15 protein-coding genes are annotated in these 23,397 nt (G+C 68.0%); 8 read left to right on the top strand and 7 right to left on the bottom strand.

The features are described from left to right. On the bottom strand, window positions 1-1,218 hold the full coding sequence (locus AACH06_RS10455) for a glycoside hydrolase family 27 protein (RefSeq protein WP_341425614.1): 1,218 nt from the start codon (window positions 1,216-1,218) through the stop codon (window positions 1-3). A gap of 60 nt (window positions 1,219-1,278) precedes the next feature. Beyond that, complete coding sequence (locus tag AACH06_RS10450; RefSeq protein WP_341425613.1) at window positions 1,279-2,352, bottom strand: LacI family DNA-binding transcriptional regulator; 1,074 nt, start codon at window positions 2,350-2,352, stop codon at window positions 1,279-1,281. A gap of 167 nt (window positions 2,353-2,519) precedes the next feature. Here AACH06_RS10450 and AACH06_RS10445 point away from each other — a divergent pair, with 167 nt between their 5' ends. Further along, window positions 2,520-3,911, top strand: coding sequence for a GH1 family beta-glucosidase (locus AACH06_RS10445; protein ID WP_423222010.1), 1,392 nt, complete (start codon window positions 2,520-2,522; stop codon window positions 3,909-3,911). Here AACH06_RS10445 and AACH06_RS10440 read toward each other — a convergent pair whose 3' ends face one another. The 4 genes from AACH06_RS10440 to AACH06_RS10425 all read right to left on the bottom strand — a co-directional run bounded on the left by AACH06_RS10440 (window position 3,912) and on the right by AACH06_RS10425 (window position 11,930). Beyond that, window positions 3,912-5,066 carry an endo-1,4-beta-xylanase gene (locus tag AACH06_RS10440; protein ID WP_341425612.1) on the bottom strand — a complete coding sequence of 385 codons (1,155 nt, stop codon included), beginning with the start codon at window positions 5,064-5,066 and terminating at the stop codon, window positions 3,912-3,914. A 132-nt stretch (window positions 5,067-5,198) separates the two neighbouring features. Then, a complete protein-coding gene (locus tag AACH06_RS10435) occupies window positions 5,199-8,225 on the bottom strand; it encodes a TonB-dependent receptor (protein WP_341425611.1) in 3,027 nt (1,008 codons plus the stop codon). 113 nt (window positions 8,226-8,338) lie between these two features. Then, entirely contained in the window at window positions 8,339-10,834 is a 2,496-nt protein-coding gene (locus tag AACH06_RS10430) for a glycoside hydrolase family 2 protein (RefSeq protein ID WP_341425610.1), read from the bottom strand. A gap of 22 nt (window positions 10,835-10,856) precedes the next feature. Beyond that, window positions 10,857-11,930 carry an ABC transporter ATP-binding protein gene (locus AACH06_RS10425; protein WP_341425609.1) on the bottom strand — a complete coding sequence of 358 codons (1,074 nt, stop codon included), beginning with the start codon at window positions 11,928-11,930 and terminating at the stop codon, window positions 10,857-10,859. A 176-nt stretch (window positions 11,931-12,106) separates the two neighbouring features. Between AACH06_RS10425 and AACH06_RS10420 the strand changes: the two genes are divergently transcribed. The 7 genes from AACH06_RS10420 to AACH06_RS10390 are packed head-to-tail and all read left to right on the top strand — an operon-like array spanning window position 12,107 to window position 21,664. Continuing rightward, on the top strand, window positions 12,107-13,393 hold the full coding sequence (locus AACH06_RS10420; protein WP_341425608.1) for an extracellular solute-binding protein: 1,287 nt from the start codon (window positions 12,107-12,109) through the stop codon (window positions 13,391-13,393). Beyond that, window positions 13,393-14,352 carry a carbohydrate ABC transporter permease gene (locus AACH06_RS10415; protein WP_341425607.1) on the top strand — a complete coding sequence of 320 codons (960 nt, stop codon included), beginning with the start codon at window positions 13,393-13,395 and terminating at the stop codon, window positions 14,350-14,352. The genes AACH06_RS10420 and AACH06_RS10415 overlap by 1 nt, the downstream gene beginning before the upstream one ends. Beyond that, on the top strand, window positions 14,349-15,248 hold the full coding sequence (locus AACH06_RS10410; RefSeq protein WP_341425606.1) for a carbohydrate ABC transporter permease: 900 nt from the start codon (window positions 14,349-14,351) through the stop codon (window positions 15,246-15,248). The genes AACH06_RS10415 and AACH06_RS10410 overlap by 4 nt, the downstream gene beginning before the upstream one ends. Window positions 15,249-15,250: 2 nt before the next feature. Next, on the top strand, window positions 15,251-17,092 hold the full coding sequence (locus AACH06_RS10405; protein WP_341425605.1) for an ABC transporter ATP-binding protein: 1,842 nt from the start codon (window positions 15,251-15,253) through the stop codon (window positions 17,090-17,092). Then, window positions 17,089-19,341, top strand: a complete 2,253-nt coding sequence (locus AACH06_RS10400) for a GDSL-type esterase/lipase family protein (protein ID WP_341425604.1) — start codon at window positions 17,089-17,091, stop codon at window positions 19,339-19,341. Before AACH06_RS10405 ends, AACH06_RS10400 begins: the two co-directional genes overlap by 4 nt. After that, window positions 19,341-20,567: an AGE family epimerase/isomerase gene (locus AACH06_RS10395; protein WP_341425603.1), complete on the top strand. Its 1,227-nt coding sequence runs from the start codon at window positions 19,341-19,343 to the stop codon at window positions 20,565-20,567. The genes AACH06_RS10400 and AACH06_RS10395 overlap by 1 nt, the downstream gene beginning before the upstream one ends. Window positions 20,568-20,596: 29 nt before the next feature. Next, entirely contained in the window at window positions 20,597-21,664 is a 1,068-nt protein-coding gene (locus AACH06_RS10390) for a glycoside hydrolase family 5 protein (protein WP_341425602.1), read from the top strand. A 47-nt stretch (window positions 21,665-21,711) separates the two neighbouring features. Here the strand turns inward: AACH06_RS10390 and AACH06_RS10385 are convergent, their stop codons facing one another. Then, the gene (locus AACH06_RS10385; protein WP_341425601.1) at window positions 21,712-23,262 is read right to left on the bottom strand and encodes a methyl-accepting chemotaxis protein; all 1,551 of its coding nucleotides are present in this window, start codon (window positions 23,260-23,262) and stop codon (window positions 21,712-21,714) included. Between the last annotated feature and the right edge of the window lie 135 nt (window positions 23,263-23,397).

Below are 23,397 nucleotides of genomic sequence, written 5' to 3'. Positions count from 1 at the left end.
TCAGGGCCGCGGGGTGAGACGAACCATCACCACGCCATGCGGCTCGACGCGTGCAGCGTAGCTGTGGGCCACGCCGCGCTGCACTGCCTTGGACCACAGGTCTTTCACGTCCGCTTTCAGGCCGCCCGGCAGGTTCAGCTGAGCCCATTTCACCGACATGCTGGCGGGCTGTGCGCCGCGGTTGAACAGCACCACGGCCTGGTCACCGCCTTGCAGCGGCCGGGCCCAGATCTCCAGATCGCCTTCCTTCCAGATGCGGCGCGCCTGCTGGCCGAGCGGGTCTTGGTCGACGGCGATCACATCCGCGTTTGTCAGGATCTGTCGCGTGGCCTCCGACATCGTCGACAGGTCGTTGCCGGCGATCAGCGGGGCTGCCAGCATCGCCCAGAGCGAGAAGTGCGAGATGTACTCTGTGTTCGTCATCCCGCCGTTGCCCACCTCGAGCATGTCGGGGTCGTTCCAGCGATTCGGGCCGGAGTGCCGCCAGCGCTCGACCTGCAGATCGAGGATGTTGAGCATGCCGATCGACCACTCCTTCTTGCCTTCCCAGGCATCGAAGATGTCGCCGGTGGTGCGCCACATGTGGCCCACGTCGGGCGCCCAGCGGTCTGGCTGGCCGGTGCCCCACTCGCAGATCGACAGCAGGATGTCGCGCCCCGATTCGCGCAGCGCCTTGGCCATGATGGTGTAGGCCGCCTCAGGGTTGCGGGTGCCGGTGTAGCACCAGTCGTACTTCAGGTAATCGACACCCCAGCGGGCGTACTGCAGCGCGTCCTGGAACTCATGCCCTGCACTGCCCGGGCGGCCGCCGCAGGTGAGCGAGCCAGCGTCGGAATAGATGCCGAACTTCAGGCCCCGCGAGTGCACATGGTCGACCAGGGCCTTGATGCCGCTGGGAAAGCGCTCGGGGTCGGCCTGGATGCGGCCTTCTTCGTCACGGCTTTTCTGCCAGCAGTCGTCGATGACGATGTACTGGTAACCCGCCGCCTTCATGCCCGAGGCGGCCATCGCATCGGCCTGCTGCCGGACGATCTGCTCGTTGATGTTGCAGCCGAACTTGTTCCACGAGTTCCAGCCCATGGGCGGCGTGGGAGCCAGCGCCGGCTTGGGTTGGTCGAGCTTCAAGGTTTCGTGCGCCTGGGCCCCGGCCAGCAGGCCGAGGTGCAGGATCGAGACGAGCAGGGCGGTCAGCCGGGCTGGGCGACGTGTTCGGATCATGGCGGCGTTTCGACGTTGATGGCACCGGATGTGCCGTGGGGACGAGCGGCCGCCAGTCGATCATCGGCTGCGGCGCGAGGAAGAAGCGGTGGTGGCGGGGGCCGTCGTGCGGCGGGAGGTGGTTCGACGCGGCGTGGCGGATTGATGCGAGCTGTCGCGGATCACCAGCTCGACCGGCAGCAGCGTGTCCGCCGGGCCCACGTCGCCGCGTACCAGCGCTTCGACCGCCACAGCGCCCATCAGCTCTTTGTCCAGCCGCACCGTCGACAACGCCGGCTTGCTGTGCGAGGCCGCCACGATGTCGTCATAGCCGATCACCCGCACGTCCTTCGGCACCTCGAGCCCGGCCTCCTGACAGACCTCGATGGCATGCAGTGCGGTGGCGTCGTTGTAGGCGAACACGGCGTCGGGCCGCGGGTTCAGCTTCAGCAGGCGGCGCATGGCATCGCGACCGGCTTCGTCGTAGTCGATGGCCGGGTCCAGCGTCACTTCGTAGTCCGGATCCAGCAGCCGCTGTGCTTCGAAGAGCGCGCGCCGGAAGCCCTTGGCCCGCAATGACACCGAGTGGTGCGACAAGGGCCCGTAGATGGCGGCCAAGGTCTTCGCACCGCTGTCCAGCAGGTGCCGCGTCGCCATCCAGGCGCCGTTGAGGTTGTCGCCGTTCACGCAGTGGATGCCCGCGTGGAAGTGATCGACCAGCACCAGCGGCAATTCGCACTGCTGGAACGACACCAGCGTTTCGCTTTCGAAATAACCCGCGGCCAGCAGCGCGTCGGATTCGAAGCGTCGCACCTTCGCGGCCACGTCGTCGCCCGGCGCCACCGACATCAGGCTCAGCAGGATGCCAGCCTCGCGGCATGCCGATTCGGCGCCATGCAGCACGATCGAATAGAACTGGTTGGTCGTCAGCGCGCCGATCGCGCGGTTGTAGAGAAACAGGATGCGGCGTGGCTTGCCGGTGTGCAGCTTCTCGATGTCGTAGCCCAGCTCCTGCGCGATGCGAAGCACATCAGCACGCGTCTGCTCCGACAGGCCGGGCTGCCCTCGAAGCGCGCGTGACACGGTACCGATCGAGACGCGGGCTGCCTTGGCGAGCTCGCGAACGGTGACGTTCCGTTTTTGTTTATCGGGCATGCGATTGCAGCAGTGGGCCGTGATGACTGGGTCGTCGATTCTGGCATCGGTCCCTGACCGGGCACCCTCGGAGCAGGCCTGCCGTTCCGCAGGGGCCCGGGTACTGGCGCTTGACGATGCCGAGGGTACTGCGCACAATGTTCAGTGTTTACTAAACACATTGTGCCATGCGATTGAACCTGCCTTCCGATCCTGCTGCACGTGCGGCGCTCGCCGATCTGGTGTCCCCGCCCGAAGGCTCGGCCATGCGGGGCCGCGGCTTCATCTTCGGCGTGGGCACCTCGTCGTACCAGATCGAGGGGGCGGTGAACGAAGACGGCCGCCTGCCCTCGGTGTGGGACACCTTCTGCGCCACCCCGGGCAAAGTGGCCCGGGGCGAAACAGGCGCGATGGCGTGCGACCACTACCACCGCTGGGAAGCAGACCTCGATCTGCTCGCCGCACTGGGGGTGGATGCCTACCGCTTCTCCATCGCGTGGCCGCGCGTGATGGACGAGAAGGGCCGGCCGAATGCGCGTGGCATCGACTTCTACAAGCGGCTGACGGATGGCCTGGCCGAGCGCGGCATCCGCGCCTTCGTCACGCTCTACCACTGGGATCTGCCGCAGTGGATGGAAGACCGGGGCGGCTGGCTCAACCGTGAGACCGCCTGGCGCTTTGCCGACTACGCGGACCTGATGAGCCGCGAGCTGGCGGGCCGCGTCACCTCCTGGGCCACCCACAACGAGCCTTGGTGCGCGGCCTACCTGGGCTATGGCAACGGGCACCATGCACCCGGCCACAACGTAGCGCGCTGGGGCACGCAGGCGATGCACCATTTGCTGCTGGGCCATGGGCTCGCATTGCCGGCACTGCGGGCGAACGACCCGCATGCGCAGATGGGCCTGGTGGCCAACCTGGGGCCGGGCTACCCCGGCCGGGATGTGCATGAAGACGTGGACGCTGCGCGCTTGTACGAGACCTACCAGAACCGCTGGGTGCTCGACCCCTTGCTGAAGGGCGAGTACCCGGCTGACCTGTTCCGCCTGTGGAAGGGCACCGAGCCCGTCGTGCTGCCGGGCGACATGGAGACCGTCGCCGCGCCGATGGACTTCCTGGGCATCAACTACTACAGCCGTGCCGTCGTCAGCTCCACGGGGGCCGACAGCTTCGAGTGGGTGCGCGACCCGGCCGTCGAGCGCACGACCATGGATTGGGAGGTCTATCCGCAGGGCCTGCAGGATCTGCTGGAAGCCCTGCGGCGCGACTACCCGAACCTGCCGCCGATCTACATCACCGAAAACGGCATGTCGAGCGACGACCATGTGCAGGATGGCGTCGTGGACGATCTGCAGCGCCAGTCGTACCTGAAGCGGCACTTCGCCGCCTGCACCCGTGCCATGGCCCGTGGCGTGGACGTGCGGGGCTACTTCATCTGGTCGCTGATGGACAACTTCGAATGGGCCTGGGGCTATGAGCGTCGCTTCGGCATCGTGCATGTCGACTACGAGACGCAGCGCCGCACCCCCAAGCGCAGTGCGCTGGCCTACGCCGCGTTCCTGCGCGATCGCTCGCTCTGATCAGCGCGCAGGCGCGGCACGCAGCGCCTGCGCGATGGCTTGGCGCAAAGGCTTCGGGCGGCCCAGCTCGTCATAGGGCAGGGGCCGCTTCGGAAGGCCATCGGGGCGCGGGTTGTCGGTGTGCAGCCAGCTGTGGCGGTCGGTCAGGCCCCAGCAGAGCAAGCGATGCAGCCGCGGGTTGGCCAATGTCACATCGAGCCAATCGCGGGCCACGGCCGCCACGCCCGCATCACGGGCGGCGAGGTCGGCCGGCAGCGCGCGATCTTCCACGTCCAGCTCGGTCACCAGCAGGTCCAGCCCCAGGCTGGTCACCTCGTCGAGGAAGCGGCGCCAGATCTGCGCCCGCCGCGCCGCGGCGTCATCGCCCGAGGCCGGCAGGCTCCACACGCCGATGTGGGCCTGCACCCCCAGCGCATGCACCGGCGCGCCTCGGCGCCGCAGCTCGGCCAGCAGCGTCAACACCCCGCGCCGGTGCGGCTCGCCGCCCTCGTCCCAGCTCATGAAATCGTTGTAGACCAGTTGGGCGTGGGGTGCGTGGGCGCGCGCCAGGTGAAAGGCTTCGGCCACCAGGGCCACCGGATCGCCCAGATGCCTGGACAGCGTGTTCTCGCGCATCTGGCCGGTGAGGTGGTCCACCGCCTCGTTGACCACATCCCAGCTCTCGATGGCATCGCCGAAGTGGGCGCAGGTGGTGTGGATGTGCTCGGCCAGCAGGCCTTGGGCGCGGGTGGCCGGCTGGGTGCCGAAATCGATCTGGGCGATCCACGAAGGCAGCCATCGCTGCGGCATCCACAGCAGCGTGTGCCCACGCAGTGACATGCCCTGCGCCAGGCCCCAGGCGAACATCTCGTCGGCCGGCGCGAAGCGATAGGGCTCACCCGGGTGGGGGCGCAACTGCGGCCACTTGCACTCGTTTTCCAGCACCAGCACGCTGCACTCGCGAGCGGTGAGCATGCGGCAGGATTCGTCGTCAAAGCTGCCTGGGCGTTGCGGCGTGCCGCGCCCCAGCACGCTGCCAAAGCGCAGGCCCTTGGCTCTCGCCAGGGCGTCCAGGCTGTCGAGGCCAGGTGTGCGCGTCGTTGCCACGGTGCGGGTGGAGCAACCGGCAGCGGCCAGGCTGTACAGCAGCGCGCCGCACGCGCTGCGGCGCGACATCGAAAGAGCGCCGGGCGAGGGCCCGGCGCATCGAGGAATCGTCGAGGTCAAGGTCGACAAGCAAACAGGTTCATGCCCAGGGCGGAGCAGAAACGGGGCCCGGCGTGGCCGAGCCCCCGCCCTGGATCACCGTCAGAACGCGTAGCGCACGGAGGCGGTGTAGCTGCGGCCCGAGGTGAAGTAGTTGTGGCCGAAGGTGCCGATGTGTTGTTGCATCAGCTGCTTGTACATCGCGTTGGTGAGGTTGCGGCCTTCGAGGCTGAAGGTGAGGTTGTCGTTGAAGCGGTACTGCACCCCCGCATCCACCTGACCGTAGTCATCGCCCCACAACGGCAGGCCCAGCGGCAACGAGTGCTTGCCGTAGTTGGGGCTGTCGGGGTTGGTGTCCAGCCCGTTCTGCTGGTTGGGGCCCGTGTTGTCGGAGTTCAACGCCACGCCTTGCAGGTACTTCTCGCGCCACGAGTAGGCCACCCGGGCCGAGAAGGGGCCCTTGTCGTACAGCACCGCCAGGTTGAAAGTGTTGCGTGAGAGGTTGGGCAGCGGGGTGTCGCCGAACGAGCGGCCATCGGTGTCACAGCCGTTGATGAACAGGTTCAGGTTGTCGGCACCGGCACCGGCGGAGCAATAGGGCGAGTACACCGCGTTGTACCGCTTCATCTTGCTGTCGACGTAGGTGTAGTTCGCTTGCAGGCCCAGGCCCTGCAGGAAGTCCGGCAGGCCGTCGAAATACTGCTGGTAGGCGATCTCGACACCGCGCGCGTGACCCTTGGCACCATTCACCGGGGCCGTGATGACGAAGTTGTAGGGCGTGCCGTCTTCCGCCTCTACCGAGCGAGCGTAGGTCTGATTGACGATGATGTCTTTCAGATCCTTGTTGAACACCGCCATCGTCAGCGAGCCGGACTTGGCGAAGTACCACTCGGCGGTCACGTCCTCTTGTGTGGAGCGCACCGGCTTGAGCAGCGGGTTGCCTTGCGCAGTGCCGGAGTAGGTGACCGACTTCACCACCGGGTTGTTCGGATCGGTGTTGTCGATCTCGACGTTCTGCTTCATCTCCAGGTAGGCCTGCATCTGGTTCAGCTCGGGGCGCGAGATGGCCTTCGCGGCGGCCACACGGAACTGCAGGTTGTTCGAAGCCTTCATCCGAAGGTTGAGGCTGGGCAGCACGTTGGTGAACGAGTTCTCGAACTTCTCTGCCGCGGCGAAGCTGGTGAACACGGGCACAGGCACACCCGAAGCGCCGCCCGGCACGGCGGCCGCGGTGAGCGTGGTGTAGCCGTTGGCCTGGTTTTCAGTGCGAACGACGCGGACGCCCACATTGCCGTCGATCGGCATCGGCAGTTCGTCGAAGGCGAACCGCAGCTGCGAGTAGGCGGCGGTGGTGCGCTCGCGTTGGTCGTTCGTGCCGATCGGATCGCCCAGCTTGCCGGGTGCCCAGGTGTAGGGGTTGGCGTTCGTGCCCATCCAACCGCAGTGGCTGCCATCGGCCCAGCCATCGCACAGCGGTTTCACATGGTCGTGCAGGCTCACGTAGCTGGCGGGAAAGCCGTTGACGACCGAGGCGTCCGGGAAGTACATGCCGGCCACCGAATTGCCACCCCCCATGAAGTTGGAGAAGGGGTTGTATTGCGTGGCTTCGCTGTAGTTGCGCACCCAGGCCAGGTCGGTCACGTACCAGTAGCGTTCCCACGCCTTGGTGACGGCGGCCCAGTTGTAGCTGGGGTTCGAGTTCTGGGTCAGCGCGTCGCGGTCGGCCAGGCGCACCCCGAATCGGATGTCGGTCAGGTAGGGGTTGTCCTGGAACTGGTAGCGCACGTCGCCCTTCCAGGCCTTCTGCGTGGCTTCACCCTTGTCCAGGTGCTCCATCGTCGTGGCCCAGTAGTAGTTGTCGCGGTTGTCCAGGAAGGTGGTGTCCGCGGCGTCGAAGCTCGCCTTCGGGATCGAGCCGGTGAGGTCGATCGTCTGCTTGGGCATCAGCACGCCGGTGGCGACGTTCGAATCCAGCGCATGCGTCTTCGAGGTGACGTACTGCACGTCGGAGGTCAGCGTCCACTCGGCGTTGGGCTTCCAGCGGAAGTTCCACGACCAATCGTCACTTTGCGAGGTGCGCGACGAGTACCGGGTGTTGTTTTCGACCTCGATGCCGTCGGCATTGCTGCGCAAGGTGCCTTTGACCATGCGCCCTTCGTCGTCCCAAGTCGCGTTGTCGATCAGGATGGTGTACGGGTCGACTTCGGCCTTCACCGCCCATTCGCGCATGTCGAACTTGTAGCGCGAATGGAAGTAGGTGAGAGAAGACTCCATCGAGTCTTTCTTCCACTGCAAGGCGGCATAGGCGCCGTCGCGGGTGCGGTCGTATTCCTGCCGGCGCCAGCTCAGGTCGCGCGGGAACCAGCGGCCGGTCGGCAGGTTGAGCCCGTTGGCGGCCGTGGTCTCAGGGTAGTAGGGGTCGACGGTGATGGTGTCGGTGCGCGATGTGCCTTCAGAGTGCGCCACGTCCAGCAGCACGCCGAACCGGCCGATGTCGGTGTCCCAGCTGTTGGCCAGCAGGGCGGAGACTTCCGGCTTGAACTTGCCTTGCAGGTCCGAGTAGGTGCCGGACATGGAGATGGCACCCTTGAAGCCCTGGTAGTCGAAGGGCAGGGCGGTGCGCAGGTCGACCAGGCCGGCGATGGCGCCTTCGGTCTGCTCGGCCGAGGGGTTCTTGTAGACGTCGACGCGCGACATCAACTCGGGCGGCACATCCTCGAAGCCCAGGCCGCGCCCCTTGTTCGCGCTGAACGTTTCCCGGCCATTGAGCTGCGAGCTGACGTAGGTCAGGCCCCGGATGATCACGCCCGAACCTTCGACCGAGTAGTGCACGGGGTCGTCGCGCGCCGCGGTGCGGTCCATCGTGACACCGACGACGCGCTGCAGCACCTCGGTGACGGATCGATCTGGCAGCTTGCCGATGTCTTCCGCCACGATCGAGTCGACCACCTCCTCGGCGTCCTGCTTGATCTTCTGGGCCGATTGCAGCGCCGCGCGCTGGCCGGTCACCACGACGGTCTCGACCTTCTCGGCCTTGTCGCTGCTGGCCTGTGCCCAGGCCAGTCCCGTCCACATCATGGCGACCTGGGCTGCTGCCAACGACAGGGTCGTTCTGCGCAATGTATTCATCTTGTCTCCTTTGCCTTGGAAAGTGCGCCTCTTGCTTGGGGCGCGTGCGCTCATGTCATCGTTGTCGTCGAATCGTCAGTGCTGGTGCTCGCTGGTCCTGCTCACCCCTCCGGTCAACGCTTCAGATCGATCACCTGCCCGGCGATGTCGAGGGCCATGGCATGCAGGCTCGACGGCGCGGCGGCACCGGTCGACACATGCCGGGCTTCGCCGGGAACGAGGTCGATGAAGTTGTCTTCGAATGTGATACCCGGGGCCTGCAGCCACAGGCCCTTGACGGGGCGGTCGGTCGAGACCAGCACGCCCGATGCATCGGTGCGCCAGCTCAGGCGCGCGGCGCCCAGGTGGTGGAACTTGAAGGGCTCCGGCCACGCGCAGTCGCGTGCCACTTCCACCCCTTGGGCGTCCAGGGCCAGCAGTTCGACCATCAAGGGTTCGTCCGAGGCGGGCAGGGTGTGCAGCACCTCGTGCGTGGCAGAGGCGGACACCTGGGCCTCCAGCGTGGTGTCGGCCAGGCAGCGGCCGTCCAGCGTGAAGGCGCGGCACTGCAGGCGCAGCGGCTGCGGTGTGGCGGCGCTGTTCATCACCGCCAGCCGGGCTTGGCGGCCCTCGATGCGGGCCGCCACGGCCACGGTGGCCAGCGAGCGGCGGATGACATGCCAGGCCGGCTTCACCGTGCCAGACGAGTCGATCAGCGCCCAACTCGTCACCGGCCAGCAGTCGTTCAGCTGCCATACCAGTGCACCACCTACCGCGCGCGCTCCGGCGCGCTGCCAACGACGTCGAAAGTCTTGATACGCCACCCGCATCGCCTCGGCCTGCACGAACTGGGTCGCGTAGACCTGCTCGGCCAGCGTCGGGCCGACGCGCAGGTTGTCGGCCAGGTAGACCGCCAGGCGCCGATGGCCATCGGGCTGGCCACCTCCGGCCTTGTTGTGCCACATCACGGTGCGGCTCTCGGGGAAACGCTCTTCCGGCGGCAGCACCGACTCCAGCAAGGGCAGCGAGGGATGCGACTGCATGCCGAACTCGCTGACGAACCGCGCCTGCACGTCGCCGTAGCGCTGGTAGGGCAGCATCTGCTGGTGCCAGACCTCCCAGCTGTGGCGGTCGCCCACCTGCGCGTCGGCCGACGAGCTGATGCCGGTGGCGTTCGGTGTGAACGGGCTGCCAGGCCAGTAGGTGCGATCCGGGTCGAGCGCGAGGCAGACTTCGGGCAGCAGCTTCTCGTAGATCACGCGGGCATCGAAGCGCTCGAGCTGACCGTGCGGGCCATAGGCGCCGATCGACTCGGCGATGGCGTAGTCCTCGTTGTTGCCACACCAGAGCGCCAGGCTCGCCCGGTGGCGCAGCCGCTTGACGGCCGCGGTGGCCTCCTGCCGCACGCTGTCGCGGTAGGCCTCGTGCGCCGGGTACATGCCGCAGGCGAACATGAAATCCTGCCAGACGAGCAGGCCCAGCTCATCGCAGGCGTCGTAGAAGGCGTCGTCCTCGTAGATGCCACCGCCCCACACGCGCAGCATCGTCATGTTGGCCTGGGCGGCTTGTGCCACGCGCTCGCGGTAGCGCTCGGGCGTGATGCGCTCCAGCAGGCTGTCGTCGGGGATCCAGTTTGCGCCTCCGGCGAAGAAGGCCTGGCCGTTGACCTCGAAGTAGAAGCTGCGGCCGCCTTCGCCCTGCACCGGCTCTTGCACCAGTCGCAGCGTGCGCAAGCCGATGCGGCGCCGGTCTTCGGCCAGCACCCCCGCTTCGCCCACCGCGCGCACCACCAGCGTGTACAGCGCCTGCTCGCCCATGCCGCGGGGCCACCACAGGCGGGCCTTCGGCACCGACAAGGTGATGCCGTCGGCCTCGACGGCGTGCGAGCCCGCCGCCACCTGTGCGCCATCCGGCCCCAGCAGTTCGGTGTCGATGCGCAGGCCCGGTGCCGCACCGACCAGCGCGGCGCGCACCTGCACGCGAGCCGAGCCGGCCACCGCATCGACCTCGGTGCGGCAATGCACATCGTCGATGCGCACCTGCCAGCGATGCCGCCGCACCGGCTTCCACGGGCCGCTCACCAGCAGCTCGGGGCCCCAGTCCCAGCCGAAGTGGTACTGCGCCTTGCGCGCATACAGGCGCGCGCTGTCGCCGTTCCACAGCTGGCGGCGTCCGAGGGCGGCCTCCTGCTCGCGGGCCTTGGCCAGCGGCGGGTCGAAGCGCAGCACCAGCTCATTGCGGCCGGTGCGCAGGCGGCCTCGCACGTCGACGCGCGCGGGCACGAACATGTTGTCAGAGCTCAGCAGGGGCCGCCCGTTCAGCCAGGCGGTGCACCAGGTGTCCAGGCCTTCGAAGACGAGGTCTTCATGCTCGGCGAGATCGGTGACCTCGAAGTGGGTGCGCCACACCCAGGTGCGTTCACTCACCCAGCGGACAGCGGTTTCGTTGGTGCCGAAGAAGGGGTCGGGGATGCGTCCGGCCGCCAGCAGGGCCGCGTGGGCGCTGCCCGGCACGCAGGCGGGGATCCAGGCGCTGGCGGGCAGGCTGCTGAGGGTGGCGTAGTCGGCACCTGACGGCGACTCGGCCAATTGCCAGCCGTCGTGAAGGTCCGAGAGGGATTCGATCGTCATGAGCGGGGGGTGGGTGGGGATATCAGTTCAAACGCATTCCGGCCTCATCGGCGCGGAACAAATGGGTGTGGCGTGGCTGCCAATGCAGACCGACGTTCTCGCCCGGCACGGGGGCTGTTGTGTCGGCGGGCATCCGCACGATCACACGGATGTCGCCTCGCATGGCCACGTGGGCGATCTGCTCGTTGCCCAGGTGCTCGACGACGTCCACGCGGCCAGGCAGCCCGGCACCTGGGGCGGTGAGGCTCAGATGCTCCGGGCGAACACCTAGCAGCAGTTGTGCCGGGAGATCCTCCCGCGCCGCTGTCAGGTCGACGGCCGTGCCTTCGGCCTCGATGTGGCCGGCACCATCGCAGCGCGCGGGGATGAAATTCATCGCCGGGTTGCCGATGAAGCCGGCCACGAACCGGTTGGCGGGTCGTTCGTACAGCGTCAGAGGCTCGCCGCACTGTTCGACCCTGCCCTGGTTGAACACGGCGATGCGCTGGCCGAGCGTCATCGCCTCGACCTGATCGTGGGTCACATAGACCATCGTGGTGCGCAGCTCACGGTGCAGCCGGGCCAGCTCGGTGCGCATCTGCACCCGCAAGGCCGCGTCCAGGTTGGACAGCGGTTCGTCGAAGAGAAACACCTTGGGTTGGCGCACGATCGCCCGGCCGATGGCCACGCGCTGACGCTGGCCACCGGAGAGCGCGCCGGGCTTGCGTTCCAGCAGTGCATCCAGCTGCAAGATGCGTGACACCCGCTCCACCGCTTCCTGGATGCGGGCGCGTGGCCTGCCGGCGAGCTTGAGCGCGAAGCCGAGGTTCTCGCGCACCGTCATGTGGGGGTAGAGCGCGTAGCTCTGGAAGACCATCGCCACACCTCGTTGCGCGGCGGGTACATCGGTGACATCCCGGCCGCCGATGCTCAGCCGGCCGCGGCTGATGTCTTCAAGGCCGGCGATGAGCCGCAAGGTGGTGGATTTGCCGCAGCCCGAGGGGCCGACGAACACCATGAACTCACCGTCGCGCACTTGCAGGTCGATGCCGTGCAGCACGCGCACGGCCCCGGCGCCGTAGCTTTTCTCGATGTTGTGAAGCGCCAGCTCGGCCACGTTGGGTGCCTCGGCTGAACGACAGCCGAACTAAACTGTTTACCTGTTGAGTAGTCTGTTTCTTTGGCTTGTTGTCGTCACTCAGGGATAACTCTAGGCGTAGAGACTGTTGCGACGGCTTGCACTGTTTCGTGTGGTGCAGATAATCGAGATGTTTACTAAACAACAGAAAACAGATGCGAACCCGCCCCTGCACCCTGGCCGCCTGGATGGCGGCTTGCCTGGTTGCCGGGCCCGTGGCCATGGCGCTGCTCGGGCTCGGGATGGGGTGGCCGGCTTTGGCGCACGCACAACCGCCGGCGCGCCGGCTGGTGGTGTGGATGGTGGGGGACGACAAGACGCCGCGGCTGCTGCAAGCGGCGGTCACGACGTTCAAGGCCGAGCACCCGGGCGTCGAGGTGGAGGTGCGCGATGTGCCGTGGGCCGACGCGATGACGAAATACTCCGCCGCCTTGGCCAGCGGCCGCGGGCCGGACGTGATCACCGGCAGCACCACCTATGCGATCGATCTCGGGCAGAAGGGCGGCTTGGTCGATCTGGCGCGGCGAGCGCCCGACATCGTGCAGTTGCTGGCCCAGCATGCCAACCCCGGTGCCTTGCGGGCGGTGCGGCGGCCCGATGGCGCCATCTTCGCGGCACCGTTCGACATGCACGTGCAGCTGCAGTTCTACCGGACGGACCTGCTGCCGCGCGCACCCGCCACGTGGGCTGAGTTCACCTCGACAGTTCAGTCTTTGCAGGCCAAGGGCACGCGCGGCTTTGCCCAGCAATGGGGCAACACCACCTGGGTGGGCTTCTACCCCTATCTGCGGCAGGCCGGGGGCGCCATCTACGACGCGGGGTGTACGCGTTCGGAGGTGGACAGCCCCGAGGCCGTCAAGGCGCTGACCTACTACGCGTCGATCTACCGCCTGCTGAAGGCACCCACCGATTCGTGGCCCGACGCCGATGGCGGGCTGGAGAACGGCAGCTACCCGCTGATGCAGTCGGGCACCTGGCAGGTGTCTCAGCTGGACGTCATGCACAAGCAACTGGTGGGCAAGTGGGCGGCCGCGCCGTTGCCGGCCAGCGATACCGGCCGCCGCACCGCCTTGCTGGGCGGAACGGCGATGGGGGTCACCACCTTCTCGCCGCACATCGATCTGGCGCTCGAGTTCATGCGCACCGTCTACCGCCCGCAGGTGTCGCGGCAGATGGCCGAATCTGCCCTGGGCCTCGGCCTGATGTGGTTGCCGGCCGGGCGGCAAGACCAGATCGCCGGCTTGCCGCTGCCGGAAGACCGCAAGCAGGCGATGCTCGCCCAGTTGCAGGACGCCGAGGGCCCGCCGAACTGCCCAGGCTGGATGCGGCTCGACTACGCGGTCACGCGTGCCGTGCAGCGCGTGGTGCTGAGCGGCGCCGACCCACAGACCGAGTTGACACGCGCCGCGGCGATTCTCAATCGGCCCTTGGTGGCGCGCTGATGCAGATCCAGGGCCCTTTGATGCAGGACCACCTCGCCTCCGTTCGACCCTCGTGGCACCACTCGTGGCGGCGCGCATGGGCACGCCACGGCGCCCAAGTTCTGCTGGTGGCGCCGTTCTTCGGCCTGTTCGCCGTGTTCGTCGCCTGGCCGGTGCTGCGCTCGGCCTGGCTGAGCTTCACCGAATACCACGCGACGGCAGCGCCGGTCTGGGTGGGGTGGCGCAACTACGAAGACCTCGCCGCGGACGAGCGCTTCTGGACGGCGCTGCGCAACACCTTCACCTACATGGCGTCGGTGTCGGTGATCGCCGTGGTGCTCGGCCTGCTGCTGGCCCTGTCGTTCGGCAGCCAGTCGCGGCGGCATCAGATCGTGCGGCTGGTGCTGCTGCTGCCTTCGGTGGCGGGCGGCGTGGGTGCGATCTCGGCGTGGAAGTGGATGGCGAACTCCGAGCCCTATGGCCTGTTCAACAGCGTCAGGGGCTGGTTGGGATGGGAGCCGGTGCGCTTCCTGGGGGATCCCACCTGGAGCATGGTGATCCTGGTGATGGTGGGCGTGTGGTCGGTGGTGGGCTACAACACCATCCTGTTCGTCGCGGGCATGCGCTCCATCCCGGGTCACCTCTACGAGGCCGCCACCCTCGATGGGGCCACGCGCTGGCAGAGGCTGCGCTACGTGACCTTGCCCATGCTGCGACCGACGCTGCTCTATGTGCTGGTCACCGGCATGATCGCGTCGTTCCAGGTGTTCTATGAACCGTATCTGCTGTTCGGCACGGTCGACAACATCGGCGGCCCGCTCGACTCGGCGTTGATGCTGGTGACCTACCTGTTCGACTTCGGCTTTCGGCAGCTCGATCTGGGCCTGGCCTCGGCGGCCGCGTGGGTCCTCACGACGTTGTTGTTCGTGCTCACCTGGCTGAACTTGCGCCTGGGTGGCCTGTCGGAGACGCGCCGATGAGCGTGGATGTGCCTTCCTCACGCTGGCTGGCGGTGGCGAAGTGGCCGCTGTGGCTGCTGGTCGCGAGCATGCTGCTGCCGTACTACTGGATGCTGACCGGCTCGTTCAAGACCGTGTCCGAGCTGGTGCGCAAGCCGCCCACCTACTGGGTGGAAGAGCCCACGCTGAAGAGCTTCCACAACCCTGATTGGGTCGACAGCTCGGCCGATCCGCAGAAGCAGGCCGGTGTCTCCCAGGTGAATGTGGATGGCCACGGCTTCGCTCGCTTCTACCTGAACAGTCTGCTTGTCACGGTGTTCGTCACGGCGGTCAGCCTGCTGGCGGCATCGTTCGTCGCGTTCGTGCTGGCCAAGCGGCCGTTCCCCGGCAGCCGATGGCTGTTCAACCTGCTCCTGCTGAGCATGATGGTGCCGTGGGAGGTGACCATCGTGCCCAACTTCGTCACGGTCGCGAAGCTGGGCTGGATCAACAGCTACGCGGCGCTGCTGGTGCCGGGCCTGGCCAAGGCCCATGTCGTGTTCTATTTCCGGCAGGCGATCGTGTCGATCCCTGACGAGCTGATCGACGCCGCCACGATGGACGGTGCCGGCACGCTGCGGACGTGGTGGAGCGTGGTGCTGCCCTTGCTGCGGCCTTCGCTCGCGGCGATTGGCATTCCTGTGGCGATCGGCGAGTGGAACAACTTCCTCTGGCCGTTGCTGGTGATCAACGACGCCCAGTACATGACGCTGCCGTTGGAGCTGGGCAAGATGGCCGGCAACCTCACTTTCGCGCCCCAGACCGCGGCCGTGTTGATGGCGGGCTCGCTGCTCGCCTCGCTGCCGGCGGTGGTGGCATTCCTGCTGTTGCAGCGCCAGTTCGTGGACGGCCTCACCGCTGGTGCCACCAAGGGTTGAGCATGTCGGTGAACGCCTCGTCGATCTCTTCAGCCGCCGTGCCGGTGGCCGGCCCGTCACCCGACGCCGGCAACCCGACGCTGGCGGCGTTCTCAGCGCCCACGGATACGACCCTCGGCGCCTTGCGGGCCTACGGGCGCCTGTTCATCGGCCAGCGACCGCGGCTCACGCTGGCCGCACTCGTGTACCTCGTCAAGCACAGCCCGGCCGTGCTGCTGCCGGTGATCACCGGCCTCACCGTCGACATGCTGGCCTCGCACGCGCCGGCCAGCACCTTGATCGCCTGGGCCATCGGCACGGGGCTGCTCATCGCGCAGAACCTGCCGAACCATCGTCTCTACGTGCGCCTCGTCAGCCAGGTGGTGCGCCATGTGGAGGCATCGTTGCGCATGGCCCTCGCACAGCGCCTGCTGGTGTTGTCGATGCCGTGGTGGTGGCGCCAATCGCCTGCGGCGCTGCAAACCAAGCTGCTGCGGGACGTGGAATCGATCGGCCAGCTCACGCTGGCGCTGGCCGATGGCGTGCTGGGCTGTGGCAGTGCGATCGCCGTGGCGCTGGCGGTGACTGCCTGGCGTGCGCCGCAGTTCCTCTGGCTGTTTCTCTGCACGGTGCCGCTGGCCGCGGCGCTGGTCTGGTTCACCCGGCAGCGCCTGGGCGAGGCTCAGCGCAGCCACCGGGAAGCGGTCGAGGCGCTCGGCAACAGCGCCGCGGAGATGACGCGGCTGCTGCCCATCACCCGGGCCCACGGGCTGGAGCCGGAACAGCTGGAGCGCATGGATGGCCACATCAACGAGGCCGCGCGCACCGGCCTGGCGATGGACCAGGCGGGCGGTCGCTTCGGCGCGCTGGCCTGGGTGGGTTTCCAGGGCACGAACGCCTTGTGCCTGTTTGCCGCCGCGGGCCTCTATACCGCGGGATGGGCGGGCTTAACGCTGGGCGACGTGGTGCTGCTGTCCGGCTTCTTCACCTCGTTGACCAACTCGGTGCTGGGCCTGGCCAACCTCGTGCCTCAGATCCACCGGGGCGTCGAGGCCATCCGCTCGCTCGACCTGCTGCTTCGCGATGCCCCGGTGCAGCCGCTGGGCCGGGAGCGGCCCGACGGCCTGAGCGGCCGGGTCAGCTTCGAAGAGGTGAGCCTGGTCCATGGATCGGGCTCGGCCACGGCAGGGGTGCGCGGCGTTTCGCTGGTGCTGGAGGCCGGCCAGACGGTGGCGTTGGTGGGCCCGAGCGGCTCGGGCAAGACCACCTTGGCGATGCTGGCCTGCGGGCTGCTGGAACCGCAGGGCGGCCGCATCCTGATCGATCAGGTGCCGCTGTCGGCCCTGGCGCCCCAGGCCTGGCGACGTCGTGTCGCCTGGGTGCCGCAAGACGCGATGCTGGGTGACGGCTCGGTGCGTGACAACCTCGTCTTCGGCTTGGGCGATGTCGGTGACGAGGCCCTGTGGGAGGTGCTGGTCGAGACCGGTTGCGACGGCTTCGTGCGCCAGTTGCCCGAGGGCCTGGATGCGCCGCTTGGGCACCACGGCCACCGCCTGTCCGGCGGCGAGCGCCAACGGCTGGCACTGGCGCGGGCGTTGTTGCGCCGGCCGCGCCTTCTGGTGCTCGATGAGCCGACCAGCGCGTTGGACGGGCGCAGCGAGCGGACGGTGCTGGCGGCCCTTGAACGCGGCCGCGGCCAGCGCTCGACGCTGATCATCGCCCACCGCCTGAAGACCGTGATGAACGCCGACCGGCTGGTCGTGATGGACGCCGGGCGCATCGTCGACCAGGGAAGCCACGCCGAGCTGCTGGCGCGCTGCGACCTGTACCGGTGGCTGTGGCGCAACGAAGACACCGAGGCATGACCACACTGAGACACTGGATAGGAGCGATGGCGGGCGCGATCACGATCTCTTTGGCGGCCAACGGGGCTGCGGCTACCGGGGCTGCGGCTACCGGGGCTTCGGCGACCGATGCACGGTTGCAGGCGGCCTTGAAACGGCTGGACGCCGGCCAACCCTTCACCCTCGCGACGATCGGCGGCTCCATCACCACCGGCTATGCCGCGCAGCCACCGGGCGACCGAGGTTGGGCGGCTCAACTGGCCGCGCGCCTGGGCCAGCGCGGCACGGTCCGCTTCGTCAACGCCGGGGTCAGCGGCACCGACTCGGCCGTGGGTGGGCAACGCCTGCAGCCCCATGTGCTGGACGCCGAGCCCGATCTGGTGGTGGTCGAGTTCGGCGTCAACGACCTGGCGCTGGATCCCGCCGTGCGCGGCAGCAGCTACGAGGCCTTGTTGCGGCGCCTGTTGTCGGCGCCCAAGCCTCCGGCGGTGGTGGCATTGCTGCTGAGCCTGCAAGGCCAGCGCGATCGCGAGGCGGTGGAGGTGCAGGCTCGGCTGGCCCGTCACTACGGCGTGACAGCGGTCGACTTCGGGCGCTGGATGCAGCAACGCGTGGACGCCGGCGAAGACCGCTGGGAACGGCTGTACGACGAGCCCGTCCACCCGAACCAGGCGGGCCACGACATGATCGCCACCGCGGTGTGGCAGGCGCTGGACGAAGCCGCTCGCGCCCGCGTGGGCACACCCTCGGGGGCCGTCGCACTGCCCGTGCCGCTCTATGGGCGCGAGCACGAGTTCATCCGCCAATGGTCGGGCGAGGCGCTCAAGCCGTCCACCCATCGCGGCTTTGTCCGGGGCGGGCCAGTGCATCCGGAATGGGCCCGGCATCCGGGTGGACAGCAACCCGGTTGGAGCACCACGGCCGACGATGCCGAGGCCACGTTCCTCGTCTGGGGCCGCGAGATCGCCGTGTTCCATGCCGAGAGTGAGCATTTCCGCAACCTGGAAGCGTGGGTCGACGACGGCCCGCCGGTGACGATCCGTGGCCAGGTGCCCGAGCGTCAAGGCTATCTGGGCTGGCGCTACACCGTGGTGGGCCGAGGCCTGCTGCCGGGCGCCCATCTGCTGCATGTGCGGATGCGGCGCGACGAGTGGGCCGGTAGTGGCCGCTCGGCCAGCCTGCTGGCCATCATGGGGGCCGGCCTGTACCCGCCCGCGCTGCAGCCTTCAGCCTTTGTGCGCGAGCGCGCGCTGTTGCCTGCGCCGGCCTGGCGCCTCACGCGGGCGGCTGATGCGCTCTGGCGGGTCACCGGGCGCGCCGGCGAAGAGGCCGACGGCGCTCGCCTGGCTGCGTGGAGTGGGCTGGAGTGGCGTGCACGCTTCGTCGGCACCCAGCTGGCGCTGCGGTTCACGCCCAGCCGCGGGGGGCTCAGCCACTTCACCGTCGAGATCGATGGGCAGCCACAGGTGCTGGCCCTCACTGCTGTCGGATCCGGCACGGCCGATTGGCGGTTGAACCAGCGGCTGGCCCCGGGCGAGCACACGCTGCGCATCGTCAAGCGCACCGAGGGTGCGATGGCCGAGGCGGTGTTTCATGGGGTGCTGCTGGGCACCGGGGGGCACCTGCTGGCCCCGCCGCCAGCCCGGCCGCTGACGCTGGAGTTCTACGGCGATTCCATCACCGCTGGCGCTTGCAACGGCGACATCGCGGACGACCAGTACGAAGACCTCTCCACCCATGACGGCACCCGCGCCTACGGGGCGATCACCGCGCGCCGCCTGGGGGCCGACTACGTGGGCATCGCGGTCAGCGGCATCGGCATCACGCGCACCTGGGGCGATACGCTGATGCCGCAGGTGTGGGACCGTGTCGCGCCTCGCACCGACGCGGCGGTGTCGCCACCGGGACCGAAGCCGCCCGACGTGGTGCTGGTGAACCTGGGCCAGAACGACCACGGCTTTCCTGCCTCGCGCGGTGAGCCCTTCGCCGCCGACTTTGCCGAGCGCTACCTGCGCTTCGTGCGCCAGCTGCGCCAGCGCTACCCCTCGGCCAGGCTGGTGCTGTTGATCGGTGGCATGCCAGCCTGGCGCGAGCAGCCGGCCATCCCTCAGGCGCTGGCGGCCGCCGTGCAGGCGCTGCAGGCCGAGGGTGACCGCCGCGTGTGGACCTACACCTTCCAGGCCTTCAGCTGGGCCCATCCGCGCATCGATGTGCACGAGCAGATGGCCGACGAGCTGGTGGCTTTCCTCCGAGACAAGGTGCTCCGTTGATGACCACGCCCGACATGCGCAGCCCCTCGGCGCTGCTGGCCCACATGCGCCACACGCTGGATTTCTACGCGCCGCGCGGCATCGATCCCAGCGGCGGATGCTTCCACTTCTTCAAGGACGACGGCCAGGTCTATGACCAGCGCACGCGCCACCTCGTCAGCAGCACCCGGTTCGTCTTCAACCATGCGCTGGCCTGGCGCTGGTTCGGTGAGCCGATCGAGCCCGTGGCCCACGCGCTGGCGTTTGTGCGGGAAGCGCATGCCCAGCCGCAGGGCGGCTATGCCTGGCAGATCGATTGGCACGAGGGCCGCGCCACGTTGATGGATGGCACCCAGCACTGCTATGGGCTGGCCTTCGTGTTGCTGGCCCACGCCCATGCGGCCGAGGCCGGCGTGCCTGGCGCCGGCGAAGGCGTGGCCGACACCTTCGCGCTGATGGAGCGGCGCTTCTGGCAGCCCGCTGATGGGCTCTACGCCGACGAGGCTTCGCCGGATTGGCAACTGAGCCCCTACCGCGGCCAGAACGCCAACATGCATGCCTGCGAGGCGATGCTGGCCGCCCATGCCAGCACCGGGGAGTGGCGCTACCTGGATCGTGCGCTGATGCTGGCCGATGCCATCACCCGGCGCCAGGCCGAGAAGGCGGGCGGCCTGATCTGGGAGCACTACCACGCCGACTGGACGCCCGACTGGGACTACAACCGACACGACCGCACCAACATCTTCCGCCCGTGGGGCTTCCAGACCGGCCACCTCACCGAATGGGCCAAGCTGCTGCTGCAACTGGAGCGGCGCATGGGCCACGCGGCGCCCGCCTGGCTGTGCCCCACCGCGCAGTCGCTGTTCGATGCCGCCATGCGGCACGGTTGGGATGCGCAGCACGGCGGGCTGGTCTACGGATTCGCACCCGACGGCACGGTGTGCGATGGCGACAAGTACTTCTGGGTCCAGGCCGAGAGCCTGGCCGCCGCCGCGTGGCTGGCGGTGCGCACCGGCGAATCGGCGTACTGGGCCTGGTACGACCGCCTCTGGGCGTATGCGTGGGCGCATTTCGTCGACCACGCGCATGGCGCCTGGTACCGAATCCTCTCACCCGCCAACCAGAAGATCACCGACGAGAAGAGCCCGGCGGGCAAGACCGATTACCACACGATGGGCGCCTGCCAGGACGTGCTGAGCGCCCTGGGCGTGCTGCCCGGGCGCGCAACGCCGCATTCGACCCCGTGATCCACCACCGAGAACAAAGGAGACACCCCTTGAACCTTCGACGCCCCCGCCTTGGCCTGGTGGCCACTCTCGTGGCTGCTGCCGTCCTGGCCGGCTGTGCCCAGGCTCCCACACGCACGGCGGCGCCTTCCCCGGCCGCGGCCGCCACCACGGGGCGCCTGGAGTGGCGCGGCATCAGCCTGTCCAGCGCCGAGTGGGGTGAACAGAACCTGCCCGGCGAGTACCTGAAGGACTACATCTATCCCAGCGTGGCCAGCACCGCCTACTACCAGGCCCAGGGCATGAACCTGATGCGCATCGCCTTCCGGTGGGAGCGGCTGCAGCAGCGCCTGAACGGCGAGCTGGATGCCGCCGAGCTGGCGCGACTGCGCGAGTTTGTCGATGGCACCACCGCCCGCGGGCTGTGGGTTATGCTCGACCCGCACAACTACGCCGCCTACCGCGACAAGAAGATCGGCTCGCCCGAGGTGCCCGCGGCGGCGTTCGCCGATTTCTGGCGGCGCCTGGCCCTGCAGTTCAAGGACAACCCGCGCGTCGTCTTTGGCCTGGTGAACGAGCCGCACAGCCTGCCCACCGAGACCTGGGCGGATGCCGCCCAAGCCGCCGTCGACGCCATCCGCGCCACGGGCGCGCTCAACACCATCACCGTGCCTGGCAACGGCTGGACCGGCGCCTGGACCTGGCAGCAGAAGTGGTACGGCACCCCGAATGCCGAGGTGATGGGCCGGGTCAAAGACCCGGCAGGCCGGCTGATCTACGAAGTGCACCAGTACTTCGATGAGGACGGCTCGGGCACCAAGACCCAGTGTGTCAGCCCCACCATCGGCGTCGAGCGGCTGAAGGGTTTCACCGATTGGCTGCGCCAGACCGGCCACCGCGCGGTGCTGGGCGAGATCGGCGCCGGTGACAACGCCGTTTGTGCCCGGGCCGTCGAAGGGGCGTTGAAGCACCTGGAGGCGAATGCCGACGTCTGGTCGGGCTGGCTGTGGTGGGCGGGCGGGCCGCGGTGGGGCGACTACTTCATGTCGCTCGAGCCGCATGCCGACGGCCGCGAGAAGCCGCAGATGCGCTGGCTGGCGCCGCACCTTGCCCGCTGAACCTGGCCCGCTGAACAGGCCGGCGCGCAACGGCCTCTGGCCGTTGCTCAGTGCTGCGGGGCGCCGGCCGCGGCCTCCAGCCGGAAGACCGACACCGCCTGGGCCAGACGCCGGGCCTGGTCTTTCAGGCTGTCGGCCGCGGCGGCGGTCTCTTCGACCAAGGCGGCGTTCTGCTGCGTGGTCTGGTCGAGCTGGGTGACAGCCATGTTCACCTGGCTCACACCTTCAGATTGCTCGTTCGAGGCCATGCGGATCGCATCGATGACCTCGGTGACACGCTTGACCGATTGATCGATCTCGGCCATCGAGGCGGTCGCATCCTTGACGAGGCGTGCCCCGTCGGCCACCGCCTCGGTCGATGCGCCGATGAGTGTCTTGATTTCGCTCGCGGCTTCGGCCGAGCGCTGCGCCAGGCTGCGCACCTCGCTGGCCACCACGGCAAAGCCACGACCCTGCTCGCCCGCCCGCGCGGCTTCCACGGCCGCATTCAGCGCCAGGATGTTGGTCTGGAAGGCGATCCCGTTGATCACCCCGATGATGTCGCCGATCTTGGCTGAGTGGGTGGTGATGCGGTCCATCGTCGTCATCAGCCGCGTGACCACCTCGCTGCCCGCGCCCGCGGCCTGGGTGGCCTGCGTCGCCAGTTCGTCGGCGCTGCGTGCGGCCTCCGCGGTTTGTTGCACGGTGCCCGCAATCTGCTCCATCGACGACGCCGTTTCCTGGATGCTGGCGGCCGATCGCTCGGTGCGGGTCGACAGATCCTGGCTGCCCACCGCCACCTCGCTGCTGGCCACCTCGATCGAGTCGGTGGACGAGCGGACATTGCCGACCAACCCGCGCAGACTGTCCTGCATCTGGCGCAGAGACGAGAGCAACGTCGCCAGTTCATCCTGGCCGGACACCGGGATCGAGCGGCTCAGATCGCCTTCGGCGATGCTGCCGACGGCATTCACCGCCAAGTGCAGCGGGCGGACCACCGAGCGGGTGATGAGCCAGGCGCACAGCCCGCCGGCCATCAAGCACAGTGCGGCGAGCGCCAGCGTGGCCTGACGCGCGCGTGCGGCCTGCAGATGGCTGGCCTCGATGACCGCGTCGGCGGCGCGGCGTTGGCTTTGTTCGAAGGCCGCCACCGCGGCGACGTAGCCGTTCGCCTGCGGCATCAGGTCGTTCTCGATCATGGTGGCGGCGGATGGGTCTTTGTCATCCAGCAGCTTGAAGACCTGATCGCGCGTCGCGATGTAGCGCTTGCGCTTGGCAGCGATGTCTTCGAACTGGGCTTTGGTGTCATCCGAGGTGGCGAGCCCTTCGAGCTCTTTTTGAACCTCGGTGATCTCCGCCGAGGTCTTCTTCATTTGTGGCGCGAAGAACGATTTCATCTGCGCATCGTTGCCCGATTTGGCCAGGGCGAGCGTTCGTGTCACGTTGAGCTGGGTGAGGCCTTGCCAGCGATCCGCCATCGAGGCCTGGTCCAGCGCCTGGGCGATTTCAGAGGCTGAAGCGTCGAGTTGCTTCAGGGACAACATGCTGAGCGCCGCGATGCCGACGACCAGTGACAGCACGATGCAAAAGCCGAGTGCCAGCCGGCGTGAGAGTTTCATGGAATCAAGTCGAAAGAGCATGGCAGCGTCAACAGGAACGGGACGCACTCTTTTTCGGCAGGTCAATGTGCTTTGTGACTTCGACACCCCCATTTCGATGGAGCAAATCACAAACTTGGTGCGTCTGCAGGAGCC

The sequence above is a fragment of the Ideonella lacteola genome (genome assembly GCF_038066555.1).
Classification (GTDB): Bacteria; Pseudomonadota; Gammaproteobacteria; order Burkholderiales; family Burkholderiaceae_C; genus Ideonella; species Ideonella lacteola.
Note: the sequence above shows the minus strand (reverse complement) of the source record. Positions and strands in the feature narration are given on the sequence as shown.